Genomic DNA, 20,701 nt, shown 5'->3' with positions numbered 1-20,701 from the left:
GCCCCTGCAGTCTACTCAGGCGCGGCTGAGCCAGGCCATCACCCAGCGATTGATCGCCGGCGGCGACAGCTGGCCGGACCAGTACATGGCGCGGAACATCGCGCCGATCGGCCGGTGCACGCCGCTGCTCTGCGCCTGGCGCCAGGCGGCCTGGGCGATATCCTCGGCCACCAGGGTGACGCCCAGGCGACGCAGCACCGGCGGCTCGAAGGTCTGGCTGGCGACCATCGGCGTACGTACGAAAGGCGGCATCAGGTCGGCGACGCGGATGCCCAGTTCGCGCCACTCCAGCTCCAGCGCTTCGGTCAGGCCGCGCACGGCAAACTTCGACGCCGAATAGCTGGCCATCTGCGGCACGCCGTAGAGCCCGGAAGCCGAGCCCATGTTCAGCACCTGCGCGCCGGACGTGCGCTTGAGGTAAGGCAGCGCCGCATAACAGCAATTCAGCACGCCCTGAACGTTGATCGCGATGATGCGGTTGTGCTCGGCGAGGCTGATGTCCTCGAAGCGGCCGAAACGCAGGATGCCCGCGCAGTTGAACAGCAGGCGCAATTGACCGCCGTTGGCTTCGGCGAACTCGCACACTGCCGCCGAGACGGCGTCGGCATCGGTAACATCCAGCGCCCGATGCCAGGCACCGTCCAGCTCGGAAGCCAGCGCCGCCAATGGTTCGGGGTTGAGATCGAGCAGCCCGACGCGCCAGCCGCGCTGGTGGAACAGTTTTGCGGTGGCGGCGCCTATGCCCGACGCTGCCCCGCTGATCAGCATGGTGTTCATCGTGGCGATCCTTGCTTGAGACCAGGTTGCAGATGGCCGGTGAGAAAGACGGCAACGTCCTGTAGCGCACGATCGGCCACGTCGAGCAAACCGGCGTGGGCCTGGAATACATGCCAGCAACCGGGGAAGCGCTGCAGCTCGACGGTTGCGCCATAGCGCCGTGCCGCTGCGACGAAGCGCAGGCTGTCGTTACGCAGCACCTCGTCCTCACCGACCTGGATCAGCAGCGGCGGCAAGCCGCTGAGATCGGCATGCAACGGCGACAGCTGGGCGTCTGCGCGCGGTACACCGGGCGGGCAGAACATCTCCATGGCACTCTCGATCCAGGCGCGGGTGATCAGCGGGTCGCCCGCCGCCGGGGCGTGCAGATGTTCAGCGGAAAGATCGGTCACCGGCGAGAAGGTCACCAGTGCGCCCGGCGCTGGCAGCCCCTGGGCCCTCGCCTCAAGCGCCAGTTGCAGGGTCAGGTGGCCACCGGCGGAATCTCCGACCACGGCGATGGACTGCGCGGGAATACCCTTGTCCAGCAGCGCGCGGTAAGCCGCCACGGCGTCTTCGCGCTGCGCCGGGAAGCGGTGCTCGGGCGCGAGACGGTAATCGATCACCCAGACCTCCGCCTTGCAGCGCCGCGCCAGGTTGGCGGTGATCGCCCGGTGCGTGGCCGGCGAGCCGATCAGGTAGGCGCCGCCATGCAGGTAGAGGATCACCCGGCCCTCACCCACCTGTTCCGGCCGCCAGACTTCGGCGGGAACTCCACCCAGCGTTGCCTGCTCGCGGTGTACGCCACGGGGAGTGAGCGTCGCCGCCGTCAGCCCGCGCAACAGGGCGCGCTGTGCCTTCACCGGCAGTTGCGGGCCCATCAGCCCGCGGAACAGCAGATTGAGCACGCCGCGCAAGGTGGCCGTCAGCAGTTTCTGGCGGGTCGACAGCGACACCACGGGTTCAACGGATGCAGTCATAGTCGGCGAACTCCGGCTGACGGGTCTGTTGGCGATAGCGGAAGGTGAAGCCCGGCCAGTTCACGGTATTGCGCCCGCTGGCGGTCTTGTACCAGCTGCTGCAACCACGCTCCCAGATGGTGTGCTGCAGGTCGTGCTGCAACTGGCGGTTGAAGCCCTGCTGCACCTGCGGCTTGAGGTCCAGGTACTTCAGGCCCTCGCGCTGGATCCGTTGCAGGCAGCCGAGCACGTAGGGGAACTGGCTCTCCAGCATGTAGATGATCGAGTTGTGCCCCAGGTTGGTGTTCGGCCCATAGAGGATGAAGAAGTTGGGGAAACCGCTGACGCTGATGCCCTTGTACGCCTCGGCGCCGTCGCTCCAGGCCTGGTTCAGCTCGCGCCCGGCCAGGCCGGTGATGCGCATCGGCGCGAGGAACTCGGTGGCGGCGAAGCCGGTGCCATAGATGATGGCGTCCACCGGATGGCGCTGGCCGGCGCGAGTGACGATGGCGTCTTCAGTAACCTCGCGGATACCGGTATCGATCAGCTTCACGTTGCTGCGCGCCAGCGCCGGGTAGTAGTCATTGCTGATCAGGATGCGCTTGCAGCCCATGGGGTAATCCGGCTGCAGGCGCGCACGCAGCTGCGGGTCGGCGATGCTCTTGCGCATGTGCAGGTGGAAGCTGATGCGCATGAATTTCATCATCGGCGGGAACACCGTGAAAGCCAGCGCCCGTGCCTCGTGCTGCACGTACTTCAGCCCACGATCCAGGCGCTGCAGCCAGGGCAGGCGCGACTTGATGCGGCGTTCCCAGGCGGCATAGGGGCGATCCGGCTTGGGGATCACGTAGGCGGCGCTGCGCTGGAACAGCAGCAACTCGGCGACTTTCGGGGCGATCTGCGGGACGAACTGAATGGCGCTGGCTCCGGTGCCGACCACGGCGACGCGCTTGCCGTCCAATGGAGTGCCATGGTCCCACTGTGCGGAATGAAAGGCCTTGCCCTGGAAGCGCTCGATGCCCGGCAGCTTCGGGATCAACGGGCGGCTCAGTTGGCCAAGGGCGCAGACCAGCGATTGGGCGCGCAGCTCCTCTCCGTCGGCGCAGGTCACCCGCCACTCGCCAGCCGCTTCATCGAAGCTCGCGTCGCGCACCTCGCAGTTGAAGCGGATGCGTTCGCGCAGGCGGTATTTATCGGCGCAGTGCCGCGCGTACTCGAGGATTTCCGCCTGGGGCGCAAACTTGCGCGACCAGTCGGCCTTGGGTTCGAAGGAGAAGGAATACAGGTGCGAAGGCACGTCACAGGCGGCGCCCGGATAGACGTTCTCGCGCCAGCAGCCACCGACATCGGCGGCCTTTTCGAGGATCAGGAAGTCGCTGATGCCGGCCTTCTGCAGGCGGATCGCCAGGCCCAGGCCGGCAAAGCCGGCACCGATGATCAGCACGCGCGGGGCGGCCGATCGACGGGATGGTGTTGTCATTGTTGTGCTCCCGGTTTGATCTCCGCACAGCGGCGGATGACAACATCCTAGTGCGACTTCCGTCAGCGGGTTATGGCATAGTCGGACAGAAAATTGTGACTTTCGGTCAGCCATTTTTCCCTTCCCTGCCTGAAACTTCGCCCCGCGAGGACATGATGCCCGCCACCCCATCCTGGTCGCCCCGGCGCAGTGCCATCAGCGTGCAACTCATGACCCAGTTCGGTCTGGACCACGGCATGACCCTGGAGCAATGCCTGGACGGCACCGGGCTGGACATCGGCGTGCTCGCCGACCCCGGTGCAGAGGTTGAAGCGACCCAGGAACTGCAGCTGCTGCGCAACATCAACCGGTGTATCGGCCAGCGCCCCGGCATCGGGCTCAAGGCCGGCCTGCGCTATCACCTCAACACCTACGGCATCTGGGGCTTCGCGATGCTCAGCAGCTCGACCTTCCTCAGTGCCGCCCACCTGGGCCTGCGCTACCTCGACCTGACCTATGCCTTCCACCGCATGACGCTGGAGGAACACGCCGGCGAGGCGCACCTGGTGCTGGACGACACGTCCGTGCCGGAGGACCTGCGCGACTTCCTCATCGACCGCGACGGCGGTGGCGTGCTGCGCATCCAGCGTGACCTCACCAACCAGCCGCCGCCGATCCGCCAGGCGCTGTTCCGCCGCGAGGCGCCGGCCGACCTGCAACCCTACATCGAAGAGCTGGGCGTCACGCCGCTGTTCGGCCAGGCGGAGAACCGCATCATCTTCGACAGCCGCATCCTCGAAATGCCGCTGCCCGGCGCCAACCCGGAAGTGGCGCGGCGCTGTGAGGAACAATGCCGCGCCCTGCTCGCCCGGCGCCAGGTGCGCACCGGGCTTTCCGGGCAGATCCGCGATCGCCTGCTGGGCACGCCGGGGCGGCTGCCGGACATGGAGCAACTGGCGGATGAGCTGCACATGACCTCGCGTACGTTGCGACGCCGGCTGGAGACCGAGGGCAGCAGCTATCGTGCGCTGCTCGACGAGGTGCGCCAGGCGCTGGCCGAGGAGTTGCTGGCCACCGGGGTGATCCGTCTGGAGGAGATTGCCGAGCGGCTCGGCTATGGCGAGGTGTCGAACTTCATCCACGCCTTCCGCCGCTGGAAAGGCGTGACGCCGGGGCGCTTCCGCCGCCGTTAGAAAACCTGTTGACGATCTTGCGAGCTAGCGCCGTAGCAGGCGGAAAGCGCCCGAAGAGCGGAGTTTACCTTCGGTAAATGCGCATCTGAGGGCGCTTTCCAGCGCCCAACGGCCGACGCGCAGCAGATCGTAGACCGGTGTTAGAAGACCAGCTTGTAGCCGATCATCGCCAGCATCAGTGCCAAGCAAGGGCGCAGGACGCCGTCCGGGATGCGCCCGGCCAGGTGGCTGCCGACGTAGATGCCCGGCAGCGAGCCGATCAGCAGATAGCCCAGCAACCCCCAGTCCATGTTGCCCATGCTGGCATGGCCGAGGCCGGCGACCAGGGTCAGCGGCACCGCGTGGGCAATCTCGGTGCCCACCAAGCGGCGGGTAGCGAGGAACGGATAGAGGATGAACAGCGCCACGGTACCCAGGGCCCCCGCGCCGATGGACGTCAGGGCGACCATCGCGCCGAGGATGGCGCCGGTGATGACCGTCAGGGTATTCAGCCGTGGGCCGCTGAAGTGGAAGCTGTCGCCGGCATGGCGCTGGGCAAAGGCCAGCACCTGTTTCTTGAACAGCACCGCCAGGGCGGTGAGCAGCAGCACGACGCCCAGGGCGTTCTTGATCACGGCGTTCATCGCCGCGGTATCGGTATGCAGGCTGTGCAGGAACAGCAAGGTCAGCGCCGCCGCCGGGACGCTGCCCAGGGCCAGCCAACCGGTGATGCGCCAGTCGATGTTGTCGTTCTTGCGGTGAACCAGGACGCCGCCGGACTTGGTGATGGCGGCATAGAGCAGGTCGGTGCCCACGGCAGCGGCAGGGTTGATACCGAACCAGAGGAGAATCGGAGTCATCAGCGAACCACCGCCGACACCGGTCATCCCAACGATAAAGCCAACGACAAGACCCGCGACTACAAACCCGATATTGCCGAAATCCATCTACGCGTCCTGACTGGCGAAACTGATCACCTCGTGGTGTGGGCGGCAGGATAACGACTTTTCTTATAATCCATTAGATCGATGTGGTCTTAATTTATAACCTGTTCTTTCAAATGGTCAGGCCGCTGATTTTCCCCTTCGCAGCGTCTGCTTCGCGCTTTTCAGGCGTTCCCCGGTATCGGCCTGAGCAATGAAAAAGGGGCCCGAAGGCCCCTTTTCATCTAGCGCTCTGTCACTTCACGTCAGGCTTGCCGTCGACCACACCGGTCTTGTTGTCCAGCAGGGCCTGGGTGGCGGTCTGGATGAAGGACTCCAGACGGGTCTTCATCTCCGACTGCTCCGGCGTGTTCCCGATGCGGGTCGCACCGAAATCCTTGCCCAGCTTGTAGTCATAGACGCGGATATCGCCATCCTTGGGCTTGATCAGGATGCGGTTGCCATACACCAGCGCGACATCCTGGCCGCTGCCAGACGGCTTGATCATGCCGAAGCCCTTGTCACCTTCGGGCAGGTTCAGCAGGTCGCGGCCCCAGCACTGGTGACGCGCTTCGCCGCCCAGGCGACCCATGATGGTCGGCACGATGTCGATCTGGGTGCCGACGGTGTCGCGCGTGGCGCCGAACTTCTCCTGGATGCCGGGAGCGATGACCAGCAGCGGCACGTTGAAGCGGAACAGGTCCATCTCGGTCAGCTGCTCGGGGGTACCGAAGCCGTGGTCGCCGACGATCACGAAGATGGTGTCCTTGTAGTACGGCGACTTCTTGGCCTTCTCGAAGAACTGGCCGAGCGACCAGTCGGAGTAGCGCATCGCGGTCAGGTGCTCGTCCAGGCTGCCATAACCGGTCACCGGCTGTACCGGCAGGTCCTTGGGCAGCGCGTAGGGCACGTGGTTGGACAGGGTCTGCAGCAGGGCATAGAACGGCTTGCCGGTGGCATGCAGCTTGTCCAGTTCCTCGTTGCCGCGGGCGAACATGTCCTGGTCGGACACGCCCCAGGTCGGGTCGGAGAACACCGGGTTGACGAAGTCATTGCGGCCGATGAACGAGGTCATGCCCTGGTTGGCGAAGAAGCCGGACTGGTTGTCCCAGGCGAAATCGCCGTTGTAGACGTAGACGTCCTCGAACTTGCGCGCCGACAGCAGCTGCGGCAGGCCGGAGAACTTGTGGCCACCCTCGGGCGTCTGCATCAGGTACTCGAAGCCCGGCAGGTTGGGGAAGCACGCCATGGTGGCGAACATGCCCTGGTGGGTGTGGGTACCGTTGGAGAAGTACTGGGTGAACAGCAGCCCGTCCTTCGCCAGCTTGTCGAAGTTCGGCGTGATGTTGCCCGGAGCGCCCAGCGCGCCGACGTAGTGACCGGCGAAGCTTTCCATCAGGATCACCACGACGTTCTTCACCGGCAGGGTGCCATCGGCCGGCGGCGTGTAGTCGCGACGGATCGGAGCGTCATCGGCGTCGACCAGCTTGTCGTCCGGCATCACCAGCATCTTGCGCACGGTGGCCAGCGCCTTGTCCTGCGGCAGGGTCGACTTCCAGATGTTGTCGCGGTCTTCGGAGAAGCGGCTCTCGGCGGCCTTGATCAGGCTCAGGGTGCCGTTCAGGCCGAGCTGGTTGGCGAACTGCGAGTCGGTGGTAAAGGCATCACCCCAGCGCAGCGGCGGGCCCTGGCGCAGGGTGCCACGGGCGGCAACGACGCACAGCACGATCAGTACCAGCAACACCGCCACGCGGATGTACCAGGCAGCGGCCGATGGGCCACCGGCGGCCGGGCGGGTAGCGCGGTCGATGCCGCGGAACAGCATGTACAGCAGCCAGGTGGCGATGGCCCAGGCCAGCAGGTAGCGGACTACCGGGTAGCCGTACCAGATCATGCTCATGACCGTTTTCGGGTCTTCGGACATGTACTGGAATACCAGGCTGTTCAGGCGCTGGTGGAATTCACGGTAGAAGTCCATCTCCAGCACGCCGAGGAACAGCGTGATGCTCGCGGCGATGGTCAGCCAGGTCTTCCACAGCCAACGCCAGCCCATGGCGCGCACACTGACCACGGCGAGCACCAGCGGAGCGACGATGTAGACCACGGCGCGGATGTCGAAACGCATGCCGGTGAGGAAGGCTTCGACAAAGGTGGAGGCGGGTGTGCTGCCGATCAGTTCGCGGTTGTAGATGAACAGCGCAAGGCGCAGCAGGGAGTACATCACCATCAGCGTGACGACGCTGAGCGCGGTGAACGCCAGGTGGCTGGACACGGTCGGCCGCGTGAGGCTCGCACCGGTCTGGCGGTTGGACAGGACTTCTGATTGGCCCATTTCTTGGTTCCGTTGTGAACGTTCGGGGTCGAAGGTGCATCGCCATTGCCGGACAGAACGGCTGCCCGCGCGAGCGCGAAAGGCTGCGGCATTACACCGCAAAAGCTGCGGCGGCGCATTCTAAAGTGCGCCGCTTAAGCGGACATTAAGCTTGGCACGCCAATCGTTTCGGGATGATGCAAGCGTGAAGCGGCGCAGGTGGGACCGCCCAAGGGCGGGCAGAGTGCCGTGCGGGATGTGAAGAAAATGTCGTGGCGCAGGGCTTGCCCGCGCCACGCGCAGAGCCGCTCAGTCGTTGGCCGGCTTGCCGATGGCCTGCAGTACGTACTGCGGCAGGGCAAACGCGCCCTGGTGGATCGCCGGGTTGTAATAGCGGGTCTGGATGCCGCTGGCGGCGAAGCGCTGCGCCAGCGTGGCGGCGTCGACCTTGCGCAGCGCCGGGTTGGTCGAACCCCAGGCGAAGGTCATCGAGCCACCGATGTAGGTCGGCACCGCCGCCTGGTAGAAGTGCCAGTCGGCGAACAGGCCGTTCATCCGCCCGGCGGTGTTGCGCACGGTGTCCAGCTGCATGAACGGCGTGCCGTTCTGGGTCACCAGCACGCCGCCCTCGTTCAGGCAGCGGTGGCAGGCCTGGTAGAAGTTCTCCGAGAACAGCACTTCGCCCGGGCCGATCGGGTCGGTGGAGTCGGAGATGATCACGTCGAACTTCTCCGTGGTGGTGGCGACGAAGCGCATGCCGTCGTCGATCACCAGGTTCAGCCGCGCGTCGTCGAAGGCGCCCTGGGAATGGTTGGGCAGGAACTCCTTGCACATGTCGACCACGGTGCCATCGATCTCGACCATGGTGATGTGCTCGACGCTGGCGTGCTTGGACACCTCGCGCAGCATGCCGCCGTCGCCGCCGCCGATGATCAGCACGCGCCTGGCATTGCCATGGGCGAGGATCGGCACATGGGTGAGCATCTCGTGGTAGATGAACTCGTCGGCCTCGGTGGTCTGGATCACACCGTCCAGCGCCATCACCCGGCCCATGCGGGCATTCTCGAAGATCACCAGGTGCTGGTGCTCGGTGCGCACCTCGTGGAGCATCCTGTCGACGCTGAAACGCTGGCCATAGCCGTCGTAGAGGGTTTCCTGGTAATCGTGCATGCAGTGGGCTCCCGTCGGGACAAGACAATAGGAGGGGACGGCCGCGCCACCCCGAAAGAGGCGCGCATTCTACGTGCCGAAGGATGACAGGTCGAACCCTGCCGTCGCTGCCTGCATAAAGAAGCCGGCCCGCGCCGGTTTGAAAGTCAGGCGCGGGAGGACAGCTGCTCGCCCAGCAGGTAATGTCGCCCCATGAAAAACATTCCGCCCCTGCCCCAGCGCATCCGCCTGCCCTACCACGCCCCCTGGGACTGGCAGCAGTTCCACGAGCATTTCGCCCTGCGCAGCCTGGCCGGCGTCGAATGCCTGTCGCCCCGGCGCTACGCCCGCAGCGTTCGGCTGGGCGCGGATAGCGGCTGGTTCAGCGTTGCCCCCCTGGACGGCTGCGCCGAACTGGAACTCGAACTGCACCTGCCGAGCCACCACGCCGAGGCGCTGACCGCGCGGGTGCGCAAGATGTTCGACCTGGACAGCAATCCCGCGCACATTGCCGCACACCTGGGCAATGACGCCGTCCTCGGCCCGCTCCTGCTAGAGGCTCCCGGCCTGCGCCTGCCCACCGCGTTCGATCCGTTCGAGCAGGCCGTGCGCGCCATCGTCGGCCAGCAGGTCACGGTCAAGGCCGCCGTGACCATAGTCGGACGCCTGGTGCAGCGCCTGGGCGAGGAATTGCCGGGAGCGATCGAAGGCCAGCCCACGCGTCTTTTCCCCACCGCCGAAGCCCTGGCCGAAGCCGATCTTGCCGGCATCGGCATGCCTGGCAAGCGCGTCGAGACGCTGCAGCGCTTCTCCGCCGCCTGCGCCAGTGGCGCGCTGCAGCTGCATGTGGAGGATGGCGCCGAGGATCTGGTGAAGCGCCTCTGCGCCCTCCCCGGCATCGGCCCCTGGACCGCCGAGTACGTCGCCCTGCGCGCCTTCGGCGATCCGGACGCCTTTCCCGCTGCCGACCTGGGTCTGCTCAAGTCACCGGTCTGGGGCGCGCAAGGCATCACCGCGCGCGAACTGCAACGCCGCGCCGAAGCCTGGCGGCCGTGGCGCGCCTACGCCGCCGTCTATCTGTGGCACGCCTACTCCCAGGCCGGCCGCACCGGAGGATGACCATGCACTATCGCTACCACGACAGCCCCACCGGGCGCCTGCTGCTGGCCGGCGACGAAGGCGGCCTGCGTATGCTCTACATGGACCTGGAGACTCGCCACTACCCGCAGCCGGACTGGCACCAGGGCAGCCCGCTGCTGGACGACGTAGCACGTCAGCTGGACGAGTATTTCGCCGGCAAGCGCCAGCGCTTCGAGGTGAAGCTGAACACCGGTGGCACCGAATTCCAGCGCCAGGTCTGGCAGGCGCTGCTGGAGATTCCCTACGGCTACACCACCGTCTACGCCGAACTGGCGCGGCGCATCGGCCGGCCCAAGGCGATCCGCGCGGTGGGCGCGGCCAACGGAGCCAACCCGATCAGCATCATCGTCCCCTGCCATCGGGTGATCGGCAGCGACGGTAGCCTCACCGGCTATGCCGGCGGCCTGCCGCGCAAGGAATTGCTGCTGCGCCTGGAGGGCGCGCTGGAAACGGCCTAGCCGTCCGCTCTAGGAGAAGTCGAAAGAGGTCTGCGCTGCCTGCGGATCGACGTAGCCTTCCAACGCCAGCATGCGCATCTTCGAGCCGCTGCCACCGGGCGCAGAGAAGCCGCCGGTCTTGCCGCCACTGGCGAGGACCCGGTGGCAAGGAATGATCAGCGGGATCGGATTGGACCCCATCGCCTGCCCTACCGCGCGGGACAACCCGACATCGCCCAGGCGCCGGGCAATCTCGCCATAGGTCGTGGTCTCCCCGCGGCCCAGTTGGAGAATGTCGGCGTAGACACGGCGGTGGAAATCGCTCTGCCCGGACAAGTCCAGCGGCAGCGTCTCGAACGACACCGCTTCACCGCGTGCATAAGCGAGGATCAAGCGCCGGGCTTCATCGATGAATGCCGGCCATTGGGCAATCTCGCTGCCGAGCTTGTCGAAGCGCTCGCGCACGCTGTGCACGGAATCCCCCGGCAGATAGGCGCGTGTGATCCCCTGCGGGCTCCAGGCGAGCCCGAACCAGCCGAGGTCTGTTTCAATCAGGCAGTAATGCATCGGACGAGTCTCCATCGCGGTGCTTTATCCCGCAACCCTTTCCGCCTTCAGCACGACATCGCACCAGCGCCTGAGCTCGCCACCGATGGCCGTGGCCGGATCGCCCTGGCGCTCGAACGCCCACCACAGCTGCGCACCCTGCCACTGACTGGCCATCAGTCGACCAAGCACCAGCTGCCGTTGCGGATCGTCGCTCAGCCGCCGGCCCAGCGCAGCCGCCAGCGCAGCGCCCCAACACGCACCGCGCTCGCGCAACAACGGATCGCGCATGTCCTCGCGCAGGATCAGCAAGCCTTCCGCGTAATCGCTCTCGCCCTCGCCTACCGGGAACAGCGCCAACAACATCCTCACCGCGCCCTCGGGGCTCAACTCAGCGCTGTCGTCGAGACACGCGGTCTGCTCGTCCAATCGATCCCAGGCACGCAGCAGCACGGCGCGGAGGAACTCCGCCTTGCTCGCGTAGCGCTGCACCAGCGTCGCGGCGGACAACCCGACCTCGCGGCCTACCGCGGCGAAGGTCACGGCTTCGGGCCCTGCGCGCACCATCAACGCCATGGCGGCATCGAGTATCGCTTCGTTGCTGACCGTCTTGGTGCGAGCCATGTCATCCTCTTTTATAAATGAACATTCATTTATATATTGATGCACAGCTTACCCAGGGAGCCCCCACATGGCCAGAATTCTCGGCTACATCGCCAGCAGCCTCGACGGTTTCATCGCCACCCCGGAACACGGCCTGGACTGGCTGTTCAAGCATGATCAGCTGGAGCTGGGCGAACATGACTACCACCTGTTCCTGCAGCGCATTCGCACCGTGGTCATGGGCCGCGCGACCTACGACTTCCTCGCAGCCGACCCGGGCCCCTGGCCGTATGCCGAACAGCGGGTCGTGGTGGTGACTTCGCGCCCCATCGAGCACCCCAAGGGCCCGCTCGAAACCCGCAGCGATATCGATGCACTGGTCGCGGAACTGCGCGCGCTGGATGACGGCGACGTGTGGATGCTCGGCGGCGGCCAGCTGCAAATGGCCTTCCTGCAGCGTGGGGCGCTGGATGAGCTGGAGGTCTACGTGATGCCGGAGATCATCGGCGGCGGTTACCCGCTGTTCCCCGCGAGCGGACTGCGGGCCTCGCCGACGCTGTTGTCGGCCAAGGTGATCGAGCCGGGCTGCGTGCGGATGCATTACCGGTTCGATTGATAAACGAGTCTGGGCAAGGGGTTCGCGAGCAAGCTCGCTCCTACAAGAAAAGCTTGCCCTGCGGCCTGGCTCTGGCTTTTGCTCTCGAAGTCTTCCAGAGAAACATCCAAGCGCGCCGAACGCCCCTTTCAGGAGGCCTCAACGAGGGTATTTTTCGCCCCAAGCGAAAAACCGGATGGAGGGGCAAGCCCTTTGGTTACTTTCCGGGGAGCGGCCATCCGTCGTTTGAGAAAGTAACTCGCCAGAGGGGGCGAAACAAAATCTCCTACCCCATACCGAAGCGGCGCAGAAACACCCAGACCCGACGAAGACCAACTTATACCCGCACGTTGCCTCGCGGCCCGGCGATGGCCCAGATGATCAGCCCGAGCACCGGCAGGATGACGATCACCAGAATCCAGATGATCTTCATCGGCATCTCCGCGCCGCTCTTGACCACGTTGATGATCGCCCAGATATCCAGGGCGAAGATGATCAGGCTGATCAGCCCACTGAGGGTCGAGCCCATGATGAGATTCTCGCGGTTGGGGTTGGTCCCTTCAGCGTAGCCTGCCAACCCCTGGTGCACCTCAGACCCGTGCCGGATCGATCAGCGCAAAGCTCGCCAGCGTCTCGTGGCCTTCCAGCACCCCACCCTCGCGAGCCAGGCCGATGGTCTGCAGGCCGGCCTGCTGCGCGGCGTCCAGCTCCTGCACCACGTCGGACAGGAAGAGGATTTCCTCGCCCGGCAGGCCAATAGCGGCGGCGATACGCCGGTACGACTCGGCCTCGCGCTTGGGTCCGCTGGTGGTATCGAAGTAACCGGAGAACAGCGGCGACAGGTCGCCCGCCTCCGAGCAGCCGAAGATCATCTTCTGCGCCTGGATCGAGCCGGAGGAATAGACGTACAGCCGGTAGCCCTCGGCGTGCCAGTGGCGCAGCGCGTCGACGGCGTCCGGGTAGACATGGCCCTTGAGCTGGCCGGCGCGGTAGCCCTGCTCCCAGACCATGCCTTGCAGTGCCTTGAGCGGTGTGGCCTTGCGGTCTTCGGCGAGCCAGCCGAGAAGGATGACGATGCAGCGTTCGGTGCCGGCGTTCACCTCACCGCTGTCGGCGCGCACGGCGGCCAGTTGCTCGGCCACGGCCGGCTCGTCGGCATGCTCACGCACGAAGTCCGGCAGGTGCGCGGCGGCATAGGGAAAGAGCACGTCGAAGACGAAGCTGACCGCGCTGGTGGTGCCTTCGATGTCGGTGAGGATGGCTTTGATCGGCATGGGAACTCCAGAGTCCCGCCTCTGGCGCAGGCGGACGGATATGGCGGTAGGAGCGAGCTTGCTCGCGAACAATCCCCTTGCGGACTCGGTTCGCGAGCAAGCTCGCTCCTACGAAAACAGACAGCGTCCCCACTCACTTGCAGCGACGGGAGACGCCGCAATCGATCAGTCTTCCAGCAACGGAAAACGCTTGGCGATCTCGTCACCGGTGAACTTCGCGACCCAGCCCTCGGCATTGTTGAACAGGCGGATGGCGACGAAGTGCGGGCGCTCGCCCATGTCGAACCAGTGGCGGGTACCGGCTGGCACCGAGATCAGGTCGTTCTTCTCGCACTGCACGGCGTAGACGTGGTCCTCGATGTGCAGGGTGAACAGCCCGCGGCCAGCAACGAAGAAGCGCACTTCGTCCTCGCCATGGCGATGTTCGTCGAGGAACTTGGCACGCAGTTCGTCCTTCTGCGGGTGGTCGGCGGTGAGGCTGACCACATCGACAGTGACATAGCCTTCCTCTTCCTGCAGGCGGCGAATCTCGTGCTGGTAGGCGGCGATCACCTCTTCCTGGCTGGCGCCGGGAACGATGGGCGCATTCGCCGCCCAGCGCTGGAAGCGCACGCCCAGCTCGCCCAGGGTGGAGGCGATGTCCTCGGCGTGGGTCAGCAGCTTGAGTGGCTGCTCGGGATTGGATTCGTGGTAGACGGTCAGGCTGCTCATGGTCGTTATCCTTCTGGGCTATTTCCGCAAAAGCGGGCCGGATTCGCTCAGCGCGTGCCGCCGCGAAGGCTCAGTACTTTCAGTTCGCATTCGAAGAGGAATTCGAATGCTTCGATCTGGCGCAAGGCATCGGCCATGCGTGGCCCCCAAGTGTACAGGCCGTGGCCACGGATCAGGTAACCGGGGCAGTCCGGATGCGCATCCAGCCAGGGTTGCACCTTGCCGGCCAGGCGGGCGATGTCCTGGTCATTGTCAAAGATCGGCACCGTGACACGGCCTTCGTGGGTGGTGACACCGCTGAAGGCCTTCTGCAATTCGTAGTCTTGCAGCTCCAGGCGGTCGCCCACGGTCAGGCGCGACAGCACCGTGGCATTGACCGAATGGGTGTGCAGCACCGCACCGATCTCCGCGCGCCAGGCGTAGAGCTGGGTGTGCAGCAGGGTTTCCGCCGAGGGTTTCTTGCCCGGCTCCAGGCTGTTGCCGGCCAGATCGGTTGCCAGCACGTCGTCCTCGCCGAGCTGGCCCTTGTGCTTGCCCGAAACGGTGAGCAGCGCGCGGTCGGCCGCCAGGCGCGTGGAATAGTTGCTGCTGGTGGCCGGCGACCAGCCACGGCGATAGAGGAAACGGCCAGCCTCGATGATCTGTTGGGTCAGCTGTTCACGGGTGTCGTTCATGCGGGTCCTCGTTCAGACGGGTCCAGATGATGAAGGCGGCAGCCAGCGCGGCGACGCTGGCGATGGCGAAGGTCCAGGCGGGGCCCAGGCTACCCCAGCTGTAGCCGGAGTACAGCGCGCCCAGCGCACCGCCGGTACCGGCCAGCGCAGCGTAGAGCGCCTGGCCCTGCCCCTGCTGGCGCGCCTGGAAACTGCGCTGGACGAAATGAATCGCGGCGGCGTGGAAGCTGCCAAAAGTCGCGGCGTGCAGCAACTGCGCAAACAGCAGTACCGGCAGGTGCCCGGCCAATGTGCCCAGCAGCAACCAGCGCAAGGCCGCCAGCAGGAAGCTCGCCACTAGCACCTGGCGCAGCGAGAAGCGCTTGAGCAGGCGCGGCATCACCAGGAACAGCAGCACCTCGGCCACCACGCCCAGCGCCCAGAGCTGGCCGATCAGCCCGCGGGCGTAACCGAGGGCCTCCAGGTGCAGGGTCAGGAAGGTGTAGTACGGGCCATGGGACAGCTGCATCAGGCACACGCACAGATAGAAGGCCAGCACACCGGGCTTGAGCAGCTGCCGGAGGAAGCCGCCGGCACTGGCCTCATCCTGCCGCGCCGGCGGCTGGGCATTCGGTACCCACCAACTGGCGCCAATGATGCCGAGCATGATCGCCAGCAGCGCCAGCGGATAGGCGTCCAGGCTGGCGAACTCGAACAGCCAGCCCAGGCCGACCACCGTACAGATGAAGCCGATGGAGCCCCACAGGCGGATGCGACTGTAGCTTTCGGTGCGCCCGCTCAGGTGCGCCAGGGTAATGACTTCGAACTGCGGCAGGACGGCGTGCCAGAAGAACGCGTGCCCGGCCATGATCAGCGCCAGCCACGCATAACTGTGGCCGAGGAAGATGCCGGCGAAGCACAGCGCCGTGCACACCGCGCCAAAGCGCACGATGGCCAGCCGCTGGCCGCTGCGATCGCCCAGCCAGCCCCACAGGTTCGGCGCGACGCAGCGCATCAGCATGGGAATGGCGACCAGCTCGCCGATCCGTGCACTGGAGAAACCCAGGTGATGGAAATACAGCGCGAGGAACGGCGCCGTCCCGCCCAGCAGGCAGAAATAGAAGAAGTAGAAACTGGACAGACGACAGTAAGGAAGAGCGGCCACAGGCGCTAGGCTACAGGCGGCAGGAAAGAGCAGCTGTTACCTGCAGCCTGTAGCTTGCAGCTTGTCGCCTGCGGCTCAAAGCTGGCCCAGCACCGGGGTACCGACCTTCACGTCGGCATTCTGCGCACGATGGCGCAGCAGGTGGTCGAGCAGCACGATGGCCATCATCGCCTCGGCGATGGGCGTGGCGCGGATGCCCACGCATGGGTCGTGGCGGCCCTTGGTGATCACGTCCACCGGGTTGCCGTTCACGTCGATGGAGCGGCCGGGGGTGGTGATGCTGGAAGTCGGCTTCAGCGCCAGGTGGGCGACGATCGGCTGGCCGGAGGAGATGCCGCCGAGGATGCCGCCAGCGTTGTTCGACAGGAAGCCTTCCGGCGTCAGCTCGTCGCGGTGCTCGGTGCCGCGCTGGGCGACGCTGGCGAAGCCGGCGCCGATTTCCACGCCCTTCACCGCGTTGATGCTCATCAGTGCGTGGGCCAGTTCGGCGTCCAGGCGGTCGAAGATCGGCTCGCCCAGGCCCGGCGGCACGCCTTCGGCGACCACGGTGATCTTCGCGCCAACCGAATCCTGGTCACGGCGCAGCTGGTCCATGTAGGCCTCCAGCTCCGGCACCTTGTCCGGGTCGGGGCTGAAGAAGGCGTTGTCTTCGACGCTATCCCAGGTCTTGAAGGGGATTTCGATCGGGCCGAGCTGGCTCATGTAGCCGCGCACGCTGATGCCCATGCCTGCCAGCGCTTTCTTGGCGATGGCGCCGGCGGCCACGCGCATGGCGGTCTCGCGCGCCGAGGAACGGCCGCCGCCACGGTAGTCACGCACACCGTACTTGTGGTGGTAGGTGTAATCGGCGTGGGCCGGGCGGAACAGGTCCTTGATCGCCGAGTAGTCCTTGGACTTCTGGTCGGTATTGCGGATCAGCAGGCCGATCGGGGTGCCGGTGGTCTTGCCCTCGAACACGCCGGAGAGGATTTCCACCTCGTCGGCTTCCTGGCGCTGGGTAGTGTGGCGGCTGGTGCCGGGCTTGCGCCGGTCGAGGTCGCGCTGCAGGTCTTCCAGGGAAATCTCCAGGCCGGGCGGGCAGCCGTCGACGATGGCGACCAGCGCCGGGCCGTGGCTTTCGCCAGCGGTGGTGACGGTGAACAGCTTGCCGTAGGTGTTGCCGGACATGCGAGGCTCCGCGAAAAGACTTGGATTCGAAAAGGCCGAGCAGTATACCTGCGTCAATCCGCCCTGCGAACCTTCGCCGCCCGCGAGGATCAAAGCGCCATCAGCCCCGTCGCGAAGTCTTCGATGCGCCGTATCGCCCTGCTCTGCTCCCTGCTCCTTGCCTGCGTCGTCACGAGCCAGGCCCAGGCCGCCCCCACCAGCATCCTGCAACGCCCCTATGACCTGGACAGCGGGCACGGCGTGCTACGCGGCACCCTGCTGCTCCCACAGACACAGACTCCGCCGCCCGTGGCCCTGCTGATCGCCGGTTCCGGCCCCACCGACCGCGACGGCAACAACCCCGAGGGCGGACAGAACGCGTACCTGCGCAAACTGGCCGAGGCTTTGGCGGAAAACGGCATCGCCAGCGTGCGCTACGACAAGCGCGGCGTCGCCCGCAGCCTGCCGGCCGCGCCGCGCGAGGAAGAGCTCAGCGTCGAGGCTTACGTCAGCGACGTGGTGGCCTGGAGCGACAAGCTGGCCCACGACCCGCGCTTCGGCCGCCAGGTCCTGATCGGCCACAGCGAAGGCGCGCTGATCGCCAGCCTCGCCGCGCCGCAAACCCACGCCGAGGCGCTGGTATCCCTGGCCGGCAGCGCCCGCCCGATCGGCGACGTGCTGCGCGAACAGTTGCAGGGGCGCCTGCCCCCGCCCCTGCTCGCCCAGGCTGACCAACTGATCGACAGCCTGCAGGCCGGGCAACTGCAACCCAAGGTGCCAGAACCGCTGAAGGTGCTGTTCCGCCCCAGCGTGCAGCCCTACCTGATCTCGCTGTTCCGCCAGGACCCGGCCCGCGCCTTCGCCGCGCTGAAACTGCCAACGCAGATCCTGCAGGGCACCAACGATATCCAGGTTGGCGTCGAGGATGCGCAGGCGCTCAAGCGCGCCAAGCCCGACAGCGATTTCCACCTGATCTCGGGGATGAACCACATCCTGCGTATCGTTCCGACCAGCGGTCCGCAGCAGCTCGCCTCCTACAACAACCCCAACCTGCCGCTGGCCCGCGAGCTGGTGGAGCGCGTCACCACGTTCATCCGGCACGCGCAGACGCTGCCCGATGCCACGCTGGCAACTTCTGGAGCGAACGTCTCAAGAAATCCGCCGGTGCGTCGATAAACCACGGGAGAGCCCTGGTCACGCCCGCCAGGCCCCGAGGTAGATCCCCATGACCGAAGCCGAACAGACCGCCGTCGCCGCCGACGAGAGCGCCGCCGCTCGCCCGCACCCGTGGGCCGAGCTGGCGCCGGAACACCATCGCCTGCTGCGCCTGGCGCCGCTGACCACCGACCGCACCACCGGCGCGCGGCCGCTGCGTTTCGTCCAGTTGGGCCGAGTCGAGCGCCACAACGGCGAGCAGAGCCTGTTGCGCCTGACCGTGCAGGTACCCGGGCAGGTGCTGCGCAAGGAAGTGAACCTGCTGGAGGTCTGGGCGGACCACCGCAACAAGGAGGTGCGCTTCGGCGCCGACTCAGGCTTCGCCACCGAACCGCTGAACCGCGGCCTGGGACGATTCCTGCTGGCCCAGGGGGTGGCCTGGGCGAAAAAGAAGTGGTCGCACTACCGCGTCGAGGGTGGCGCGCTGGCCGTGAAGGACGGTCTCAGCGAGGAAGCCCGACAGCGCCGCGACCACTTCCTGCGCGCCCAGGGCTTCGACGTGATCTACGAGGATTCGCGGCTGTTGAAGGCACGCTACAGCGTCGGCCGGGTCAGCGAGCTGTATGACGACTGGCACAAGGACAAGGTGCAGATAGTCCCGCTGCTGGAAGCCGGCTCGATGCTGGAACAGGCCGACCAGAACCTCACCACCCAGTCCAACGAGATCCGCCGGCTGGAGCAACGCATCGAAACCTTCCGCCGCGACGACACCAGCCTGCGCTTCACCATCGCCTGCCTGACGGTCTTCGCCGTGTTCCAGGCCGGCCTGCTGATCTGGATTGCCACGCACTAGCGCGCACGCGCCTCCGACCGCTCGGCGCGGCCGGAGGGCAATCGCGGACGAAGTCCGCTCCTACCCAATGCCAACCTCCGCGTAGGAGCGGACTCCGTCCGCGATCGGCTGAGCCCCACATCGAAGCCAAGCCAGAGCGATTCTTTTGTAGGAGCGAGCTCGCTCGCGAACCGCCCCAGCACCGGGGTAACCGGCAAATCCATTCGCGAGCAAGCTCGCTCCTGCAGATTCAGCCTCCCCTTGGCGTGGATCAGGCCATCACACGGACAGAGTCTGCCCCCCAAAGCCGACCTCCGCGTAGGAGCGGACTCCGTCCGCGATCAGCCGAGCCCCACATCGAACCCAAGCCAGAGCGATTCTTTTGTAGGAGCGAGCTCGCTCGCGAACCGCCCCAGCATCGGGGTAACCGGCAAATCCGTTCGCGAGCAAGCTCGCTCCTACAGATTCGGCCCACCCTTGGCGTGGATCAGGCCATCACACGGACAGAGTCTGCCCCCTCCAAAGCCGACCTCCGCGTAGGAGCGGACTCCGTCCGCGATGGGCTGAGCCCCACATCGAACCCAAGCCAGAGCGATTCTTTTGTAGGAGCGAGCTCGCTCGCGAACCCGCCCCGGCGCCGGACTAACCGACAAATCCGTTCGCGAGCAAGCTCGCTCCTACAGATTCAGCCCACCCTTGGCGTGAATCAGGCCTTCACGCGCGCCCTGAACAGTTCCTGGTGCTCCCGGCACTGCTGCGCCGAGAGCAGGAACACGCCGTGGCCGCCGTATTCGAAGTCGAGCCAGGTGAAGTCCACTTCCGGGTAGAGCGCCGTCACGTGGACCTGGCTGTTGCCCACTTCCACCACCAGCGTGCCACGCTCGCTCAGGTGGTCCGCCGCCTCGGCCAGCATGCGCCGCACCAGGTCCAGGCCATCGTTGCCGCAGGCCAGGCCGAGTTCCGGTTCGTGGTGGTATTCGGCAGGCATGTCGGCGAAGTCTTCAGCATCGACGTAGGGCGGGTTCGACACGATCAGATCGAAACGCTGGCCCGGCAGGCCCTCGAAGCCGTCACCCTGCACGGTGTAGACGCGCTCGCCCAGTTCATGGCGCTCGATGTTGATGTTGGCTACTTCCAGAGCGTCGAAGGACAGGTCGCCCAGCACCACTTCGGACTCCGGGAAGGCACTTGCACAGGCGATACCGATGCAGCCCGAGCCGGTGCACAGGTCCAGGATCCGCGCAGGATCGGCCGCCAGCCACGGCTCGAAGCGACGTTCGATCAGCTCGGCGATCGGCGAACGCGGCACCAGCACGCGCTCATCGACCACGAAAGGCATGCCGCAGAACCAGGCCTCGCCCAGCAGGTAGGCGGTGGGCACGCGCTCCTGGATACGCCGGCGCAGCAGGTGCATCAGGTACTCGCGCTCCTCGTCCTCGAGGCGGCAGTCGAGGTAGGCATCGGCCATTTCCCAGGGCAGGTGCAACGCGCCCAGCACCAGTTGGCGGGCTTCGTCCCAGGCATTGTCGGTACCGTGGCCAAAGAACAGCTCCTCGGCGTGGAAGCGGCTGACGGCCCAGCGGATATGGTCACGCAGGGTCAGCAAACGGGATTCGGTCACGGCGGTGTGTCCTCGCAGCTCGCAAAAAGGGGCGCATTCTAGCGGAACGCGGGCGCTCTGGGGGCCGATGGGCAGTTCCAGCGAAGAATGCCAA

At 66.0% G+C, this 20,701-nt stretch carries 21 protein-coding genes; 6 read left to right on the top strand and 15 right to left on the bottom strand.

The genetic code is table 11. From position 1 onward, the window contains the following. Positions 1 to 15 precede the first annotated feature (15 nt). From L6D89_RS10975 to L6D89_RS10965, 3 genes are read right to left on the bottom strand one after another with little or no spacing between them, the layout of a single operon-like run. Entirely contained in the window at positions 16 to 777 is a 762-nt protein-coding gene (locus L6D89_RS10975) for an SDR family oxidoreductase (protein WP_236199710.1), read from the bottom strand. Beyond that, positions 774 to 1,736: an alpha/beta hydrolase gene (locus tag L6D89_RS10970; protein ID WP_236199709.1), complete on the bottom strand. Its 963-nt coding sequence runs from the start codon at positions 1,734 to 1,736 to the stop codon at positions 774 to 776. Before L6D89_RS10970 ends, L6D89_RS10975 begins: the two co-directional genes overlap by 4 nt. Next, positions 1,720 to 3,195: a flavin-containing monooxygenase gene (locus tag L6D89_RS10965; RefSeq protein WP_236199708.1), complete on the bottom strand. Its 1,476-nt coding sequence runs from the start codon at positions 3,193 to 3,195 to the stop codon at positions 1,720 to 1,722. Before L6D89_RS10965 ends, L6D89_RS10970 begins: the two co-directional genes overlap by 17 nt. Positions 3,196 to 3,350: 155 nt before the next feature. Between L6D89_RS10965 and L6D89_RS10960 the strand changes: the two genes are divergently transcribed. Continuing rightward, on the top strand, positions 3,351 to 4,367 hold the full coding sequence (locus tag L6D89_RS10960) for an AraC family transcriptional regulator (RefSeq protein WP_236199707.1): 1,017 nt from the start codon (positions 3,351 to 3,353) through the stop codon (positions 4,365 to 4,367). Positions 4,368 to 4,507: 140 nt separating this feature from the next. Here L6D89_RS10960 and L6D89_RS10955 read toward each other — a convergent pair whose 3' ends face one another. The 3 genes from L6D89_RS10955 to speE form a co-directional block, all read right to left on the bottom strand. After that, complete coding sequence (locus L6D89_RS10955; protein WP_236174517.1) at positions 4,508 to 5,293, bottom strand: sulfite exporter TauE/SafE family protein; 786 nt, start codon at positions 5,291 to 5,293, stop codon at positions 4,508 to 4,510. Positions 5,294 to 5,525: 232 nt separating this feature from the next. Then, on the bottom strand, positions 5,526 to 7,601 hold the full coding sequence (locus L6D89_RS10950; RefSeq protein ID WP_236199706.1) for an LTA synthase family protein: 2,076 nt from the start codon (positions 7,599 to 7,601) through the stop codon (positions 5,526 to 5,528). Positions 7,602 to 7,889: 288 nt separating this feature from the next. Beyond that, a complete protein-coding gene (speE, locus tag L6D89_RS10945) occupies positions 7,890 to 8,750 on the bottom strand; it encodes a polyamine aminopropyltransferase (protein ID WP_236199705.1) in 861 nt (286 codons plus the stop codon). A gap of 192 nt (positions 8,751 to 8,942) precedes the next feature. On the opposite strand from speE, the gene L6D89_RS10940 reads away from it, so the two are divergent. Together L6D89_RS10940 and L6D89_RS10935 are read left to right on the top strand one after the other, a co-directional pair. Beyond that, complete coding sequence (locus tag L6D89_RS10940; RefSeq protein ID WP_236199704.1) at positions 8,943 to 9,848, top strand: DNA-3-methyladenine glycosylase family protein; 906 nt, start codon at positions 8,943 to 8,945, stop codon at positions 9,846 to 9,848. 2 nt (positions 9,849 to 9,850) lie between these two features. After that, positions 9,851 to 10,327 carry a methylated-DNA--[protein]-cysteine S-methyltransferase gene (locus L6D89_RS10935; RefSeq protein WP_236199703.1) on the top strand — a complete coding sequence of 159 codons (477 nt, stop codon included), beginning with the start codon at positions 9,851 to 9,853 and terminating at the stop codon, positions 10,325 to 10,327. A 9-nt stretch (positions 10,328 to 10,336) separates the two neighbouring features. Here the strand turns inward: L6D89_RS10935 and L6D89_RS10930 are convergent, their stop codons facing one another. Continuing rightward, entirely contained in the window at positions 10,337 to 10,873 is a 537-nt protein-coding gene (locus L6D89_RS10930; RefSeq protein ID WP_236199702.1) for a methylated-DNA--[protein]-cysteine S-methyltransferase, read from the bottom strand. A 24-nt stretch (positions 10,874 to 10,897) separates the two neighbouring features. After that, positions 10,898 to 11,476 (bottom strand): TetR/AcrR family transcriptional regulator, encoded by a 579-nt coding sequence (locus L6D89_RS10925; RefSeq protein ID WP_236199701.1) that lies wholly within the window; start codon positions 11,474 to 11,476, stop codon positions 10,898 to 10,900. 67 nt (positions 11,477 to 11,543) lie between these two features. Here L6D89_RS10925 and L6D89_RS10920 point away from each other — a divergent pair, with 67 nt between their 5' ends. After that, a complete protein-coding gene (locus tag L6D89_RS10920) occupies positions 11,544 to 12,071 on the top strand; it encodes a dihydrofolate reductase family protein (RefSeq protein ID WP_236174524.1) in 528 nt (175 codons plus the stop codon). A 316-nt stretch (positions 12,072 to 12,387) separates the two neighbouring features. Here L6D89_RS10920 and L6D89_RS10915 read toward each other — a convergent pair whose 3' ends face one another. The 6 genes from L6D89_RS10915 to aroC form a co-directional block, all read right to left on the bottom strand. Next, positions 12,388 to 12,579: a PLDc N-terminal domain-containing protein gene (locus tag L6D89_RS10915; RefSeq protein WP_236174587.1), complete on the bottom strand. Its 192-nt coding sequence runs from the start codon at positions 12,577 to 12,579 to the stop codon at positions 12,388 to 12,390. Between the two features lie 61 nt (positions 12,580 to 12,640). Then, entirely contained in the window at positions 12,641 to 13,324 is a 684-nt protein-coding gene (mtnC, locus tag L6D89_RS10910; RefSeq protein ID WP_236199700.1) for an acireductone synthase, read from the bottom strand. Between the two features lie 165 nt (positions 13,325 to 13,489). After that, a complete protein-coding gene (locus tag L6D89_RS10905) occupies positions 13,490 to 14,035 on the bottom strand; it encodes a 1,2-dihydroxy-3-keto-5-methylthiopentene dioxygenase (protein ID WP_024765430.1) in 546 nt (181 codons plus the stop codon). Positions 14,036 to 14,082: 47 nt separating this feature from the next. Beyond that, the gene (locus tag L6D89_RS10900; RefSeq protein ID WP_236199699.1) at positions 14,083 to 14,709 is read right to left on the bottom strand and encodes a methylthioribulose 1-phosphate dehydratase; all 627 of its coding nucleotides are present in this window, start codon (positions 14,707 to 14,709) and stop codon (positions 14,083 to 14,085) included. After that, the gene (locus tag L6D89_RS10895) at positions 14,693 to 15,853 is read right to left on the bottom strand and encodes an MFS transporter (protein ID WP_236174528.1); all 1,161 of its coding nucleotides are present in this window, start codon (positions 15,851 to 15,853) and stop codon (positions 14,693 to 14,695) included. The genes L6D89_RS10900 and L6D89_RS10895 overlap by 17 nt, the downstream gene beginning before the upstream one ends. 75 nt (positions 15,854 to 15,928) lie before the next feature. Continuing rightward, positions 15,929 to 17,020 carry a chorismate synthase gene (aroC, locus tag L6D89_RS10890; protein ID WP_236199698.1) on the bottom strand — a complete coding sequence of 364 codons (1,092 nt, stop codon included), beginning with the start codon at positions 17,018 to 17,020 and terminating at the stop codon, positions 15,929 to 15,931. A 123-nt stretch (positions 17,021 to 17,143) separates the two neighbouring features. On the opposite strand from aroC, the gene L6D89_RS10885 reads away from it, so the two are divergent. Both L6D89_RS10885 and L6D89_RS10880 read left to right on the top strand, forming a co-directional pair. Further along, a complete protein-coding gene (locus L6D89_RS10885; RefSeq protein ID WP_236199697.1) occupies positions 17,144 to 18,175 on the top strand; it encodes an alpha/beta hydrolase in 1,032 nt (343 codons plus the stop codon). A 49-nt stretch (positions 18,176 to 18,224) separates the two neighbouring features. Next, entirely contained in the window at positions 18,225 to 19,007 is a 783-nt protein-coding gene (locus tag L6D89_RS10880) for a hypothetical protein (protein WP_236199696.1), read from the top strand. Positions 19,008 to 19,692: 685 nt separating this feature from the next. Here the strand turns inward: L6D89_RS10880 and prmB are convergent. Further along, positions 19,693 to 20,607 carry a 50S ribosomal protein L3 N(5)-glutamine methyltransferase gene (gene prmB / locus L6D89_RS10875; protein WP_236199695.1) on the bottom strand — a complete coding sequence of 305 codons (915 nt, stop codon included), beginning with the start codon at positions 20,605 to 20,607 and terminating at the stop codon, positions 19,693 to 19,695. Positions 20,608 to 20,701 lie beyond the last annotated feature (94 nt).

Source organism: Pseudomonas pseudonitroreducens (assembly GCF_021603645.1).
Classification (GTDB): domain Bacteria; phylum Pseudomonadota; class Gammaproteobacteria; order Pseudomonadales; family Pseudomonadaceae; genus Pseudomonas; species Pseudomonas pseudonitroreducens.
The sequence above is the reverse complement of the archived record's forward strand: the minus strand, read 5'-3'. Positions and strand labels throughout refer to the sequence as shown.

Coding starts and splice junctions, on each gene's coding strand:
- L6D89_RS10975 (WP_236199710.1), bottom strand. CDS start 777: ATGAACACCATGCTGATCAGCGGGGCAGCGTCGGGCATAGGCGCCGCC.
- L6D89_RS10970 (WP_236199709.1), bottom strand. CDS start 1,736: ATGACTGCATCCGTTGAACCCGTGGTGTCGCTGTCGACCCGCCAGAAA.
- L6D89_RS10965 (WP_236199708.1), bottom strand. CDS start 3,195: ATGACAACACCATCCCGTCGATCGGCCGCCCCGCGCGTGCTGATCATC.
- L6D89_RS10960 (WP_236199707.1), top strand. CDS start 3,351: ATGCCCGCCACCCCATCCTGGTCGCCCCGGCGCAGTGCCATCAGCGTG.
- L6D89_RS10955 (WP_236174517.1), bottom strand. CDS start 5,293: ATGGATTTCGGCAATATCGGGTTTGTAGTCGCGGGTCTTGTCGTTGGC.
- L6D89_RS10950 (WP_236199706.1), bottom strand. CDS start 7,601: ATGGGCCAATCAGAAGTCCTGTCCAACCGCCAGACCGGTGCGAGCCTC.
- speE (WP_236199705.1), bottom strand. CDS start 8,750: ATGCACGATTACCAGGAAACCCTCTACGACGGCTATGGCCAGCGTTTC.
- L6D89_RS10940 (WP_236199704.1), top strand. CDS start 8,943: ATGAAAAACATTCCGCCCCTGCCCCAGCGCATCCGCCTGCCCTACCAC.
- L6D89_RS10935 (WP_236199703.1), top strand. CDS start 9,851: ATGCACTATCGCTACCACGACAGCCCCACCGGGCGCCTGCTGCTGGCC.
- L6D89_RS10930 (WP_236199702.1), bottom strand. CDS start 10,873: ATGCATTACTGCCTGATTGAAACAGACCTCGGCTGGTTCGGGCTCGCC.
- L6D89_RS10925 (WP_236199701.1), bottom strand. CDS start 11,476: ATGGCTCGCACCAAGACGGTCAGCAACGAAGCGATACTCGATGCCGCC.
- L6D89_RS10920 (WP_236174524.1), top strand. CDS start 11,544: ATGGCCAGAATTCTCGGCTACATCGCCAGCAGCCTCGACGGTTTCATC.
- L6D89_RS10915 (WP_236174587.1), bottom strand. CDS start 12,579: ATGGGCTCGACCCTCAGTGGGCTGATCAGCCTGATCATCTTCGCCCTG.
- mtnC (WP_236199700.1), bottom strand. CDS start 13,324: ATGCCGATCAAAGCCATCCTCACCGACATCGAAGGCACCACCAGCGCG.
- L6D89_RS10905 (WP_024765430.1), bottom strand. CDS start 14,035: ATGAGCAGCCTGACCGTCTACCACGAATCCAATCCCGAGCAGCCACTC.
- L6D89_RS10900 (WP_236199699.1), bottom strand. CDS start 14,709: ATGAACGACACCCGTGAACAGCTGACCCAACAGATCATCGAGGCTGGC.
- aroC (WP_236199698.1), bottom strand. CDS start 17,020: ATGTCCGGCAACACCTACGGCAAGCTGTTCACCGTCACCACCGCTGGC.
- L6D89_RS10885 (WP_236199697.1), top strand. CDS start 17,144: ATGCGCCGTATCGCCCTGCTCTGCTCCCTGCTCCTTGCCTGCGTCGTC.
- L6D89_RS10880 (WP_236199696.1), top strand. CDS start 18,225: ATGACCGAAGCCGAACAGACCGCCGTCGCCGCCGACGAGAGCGCCGCC.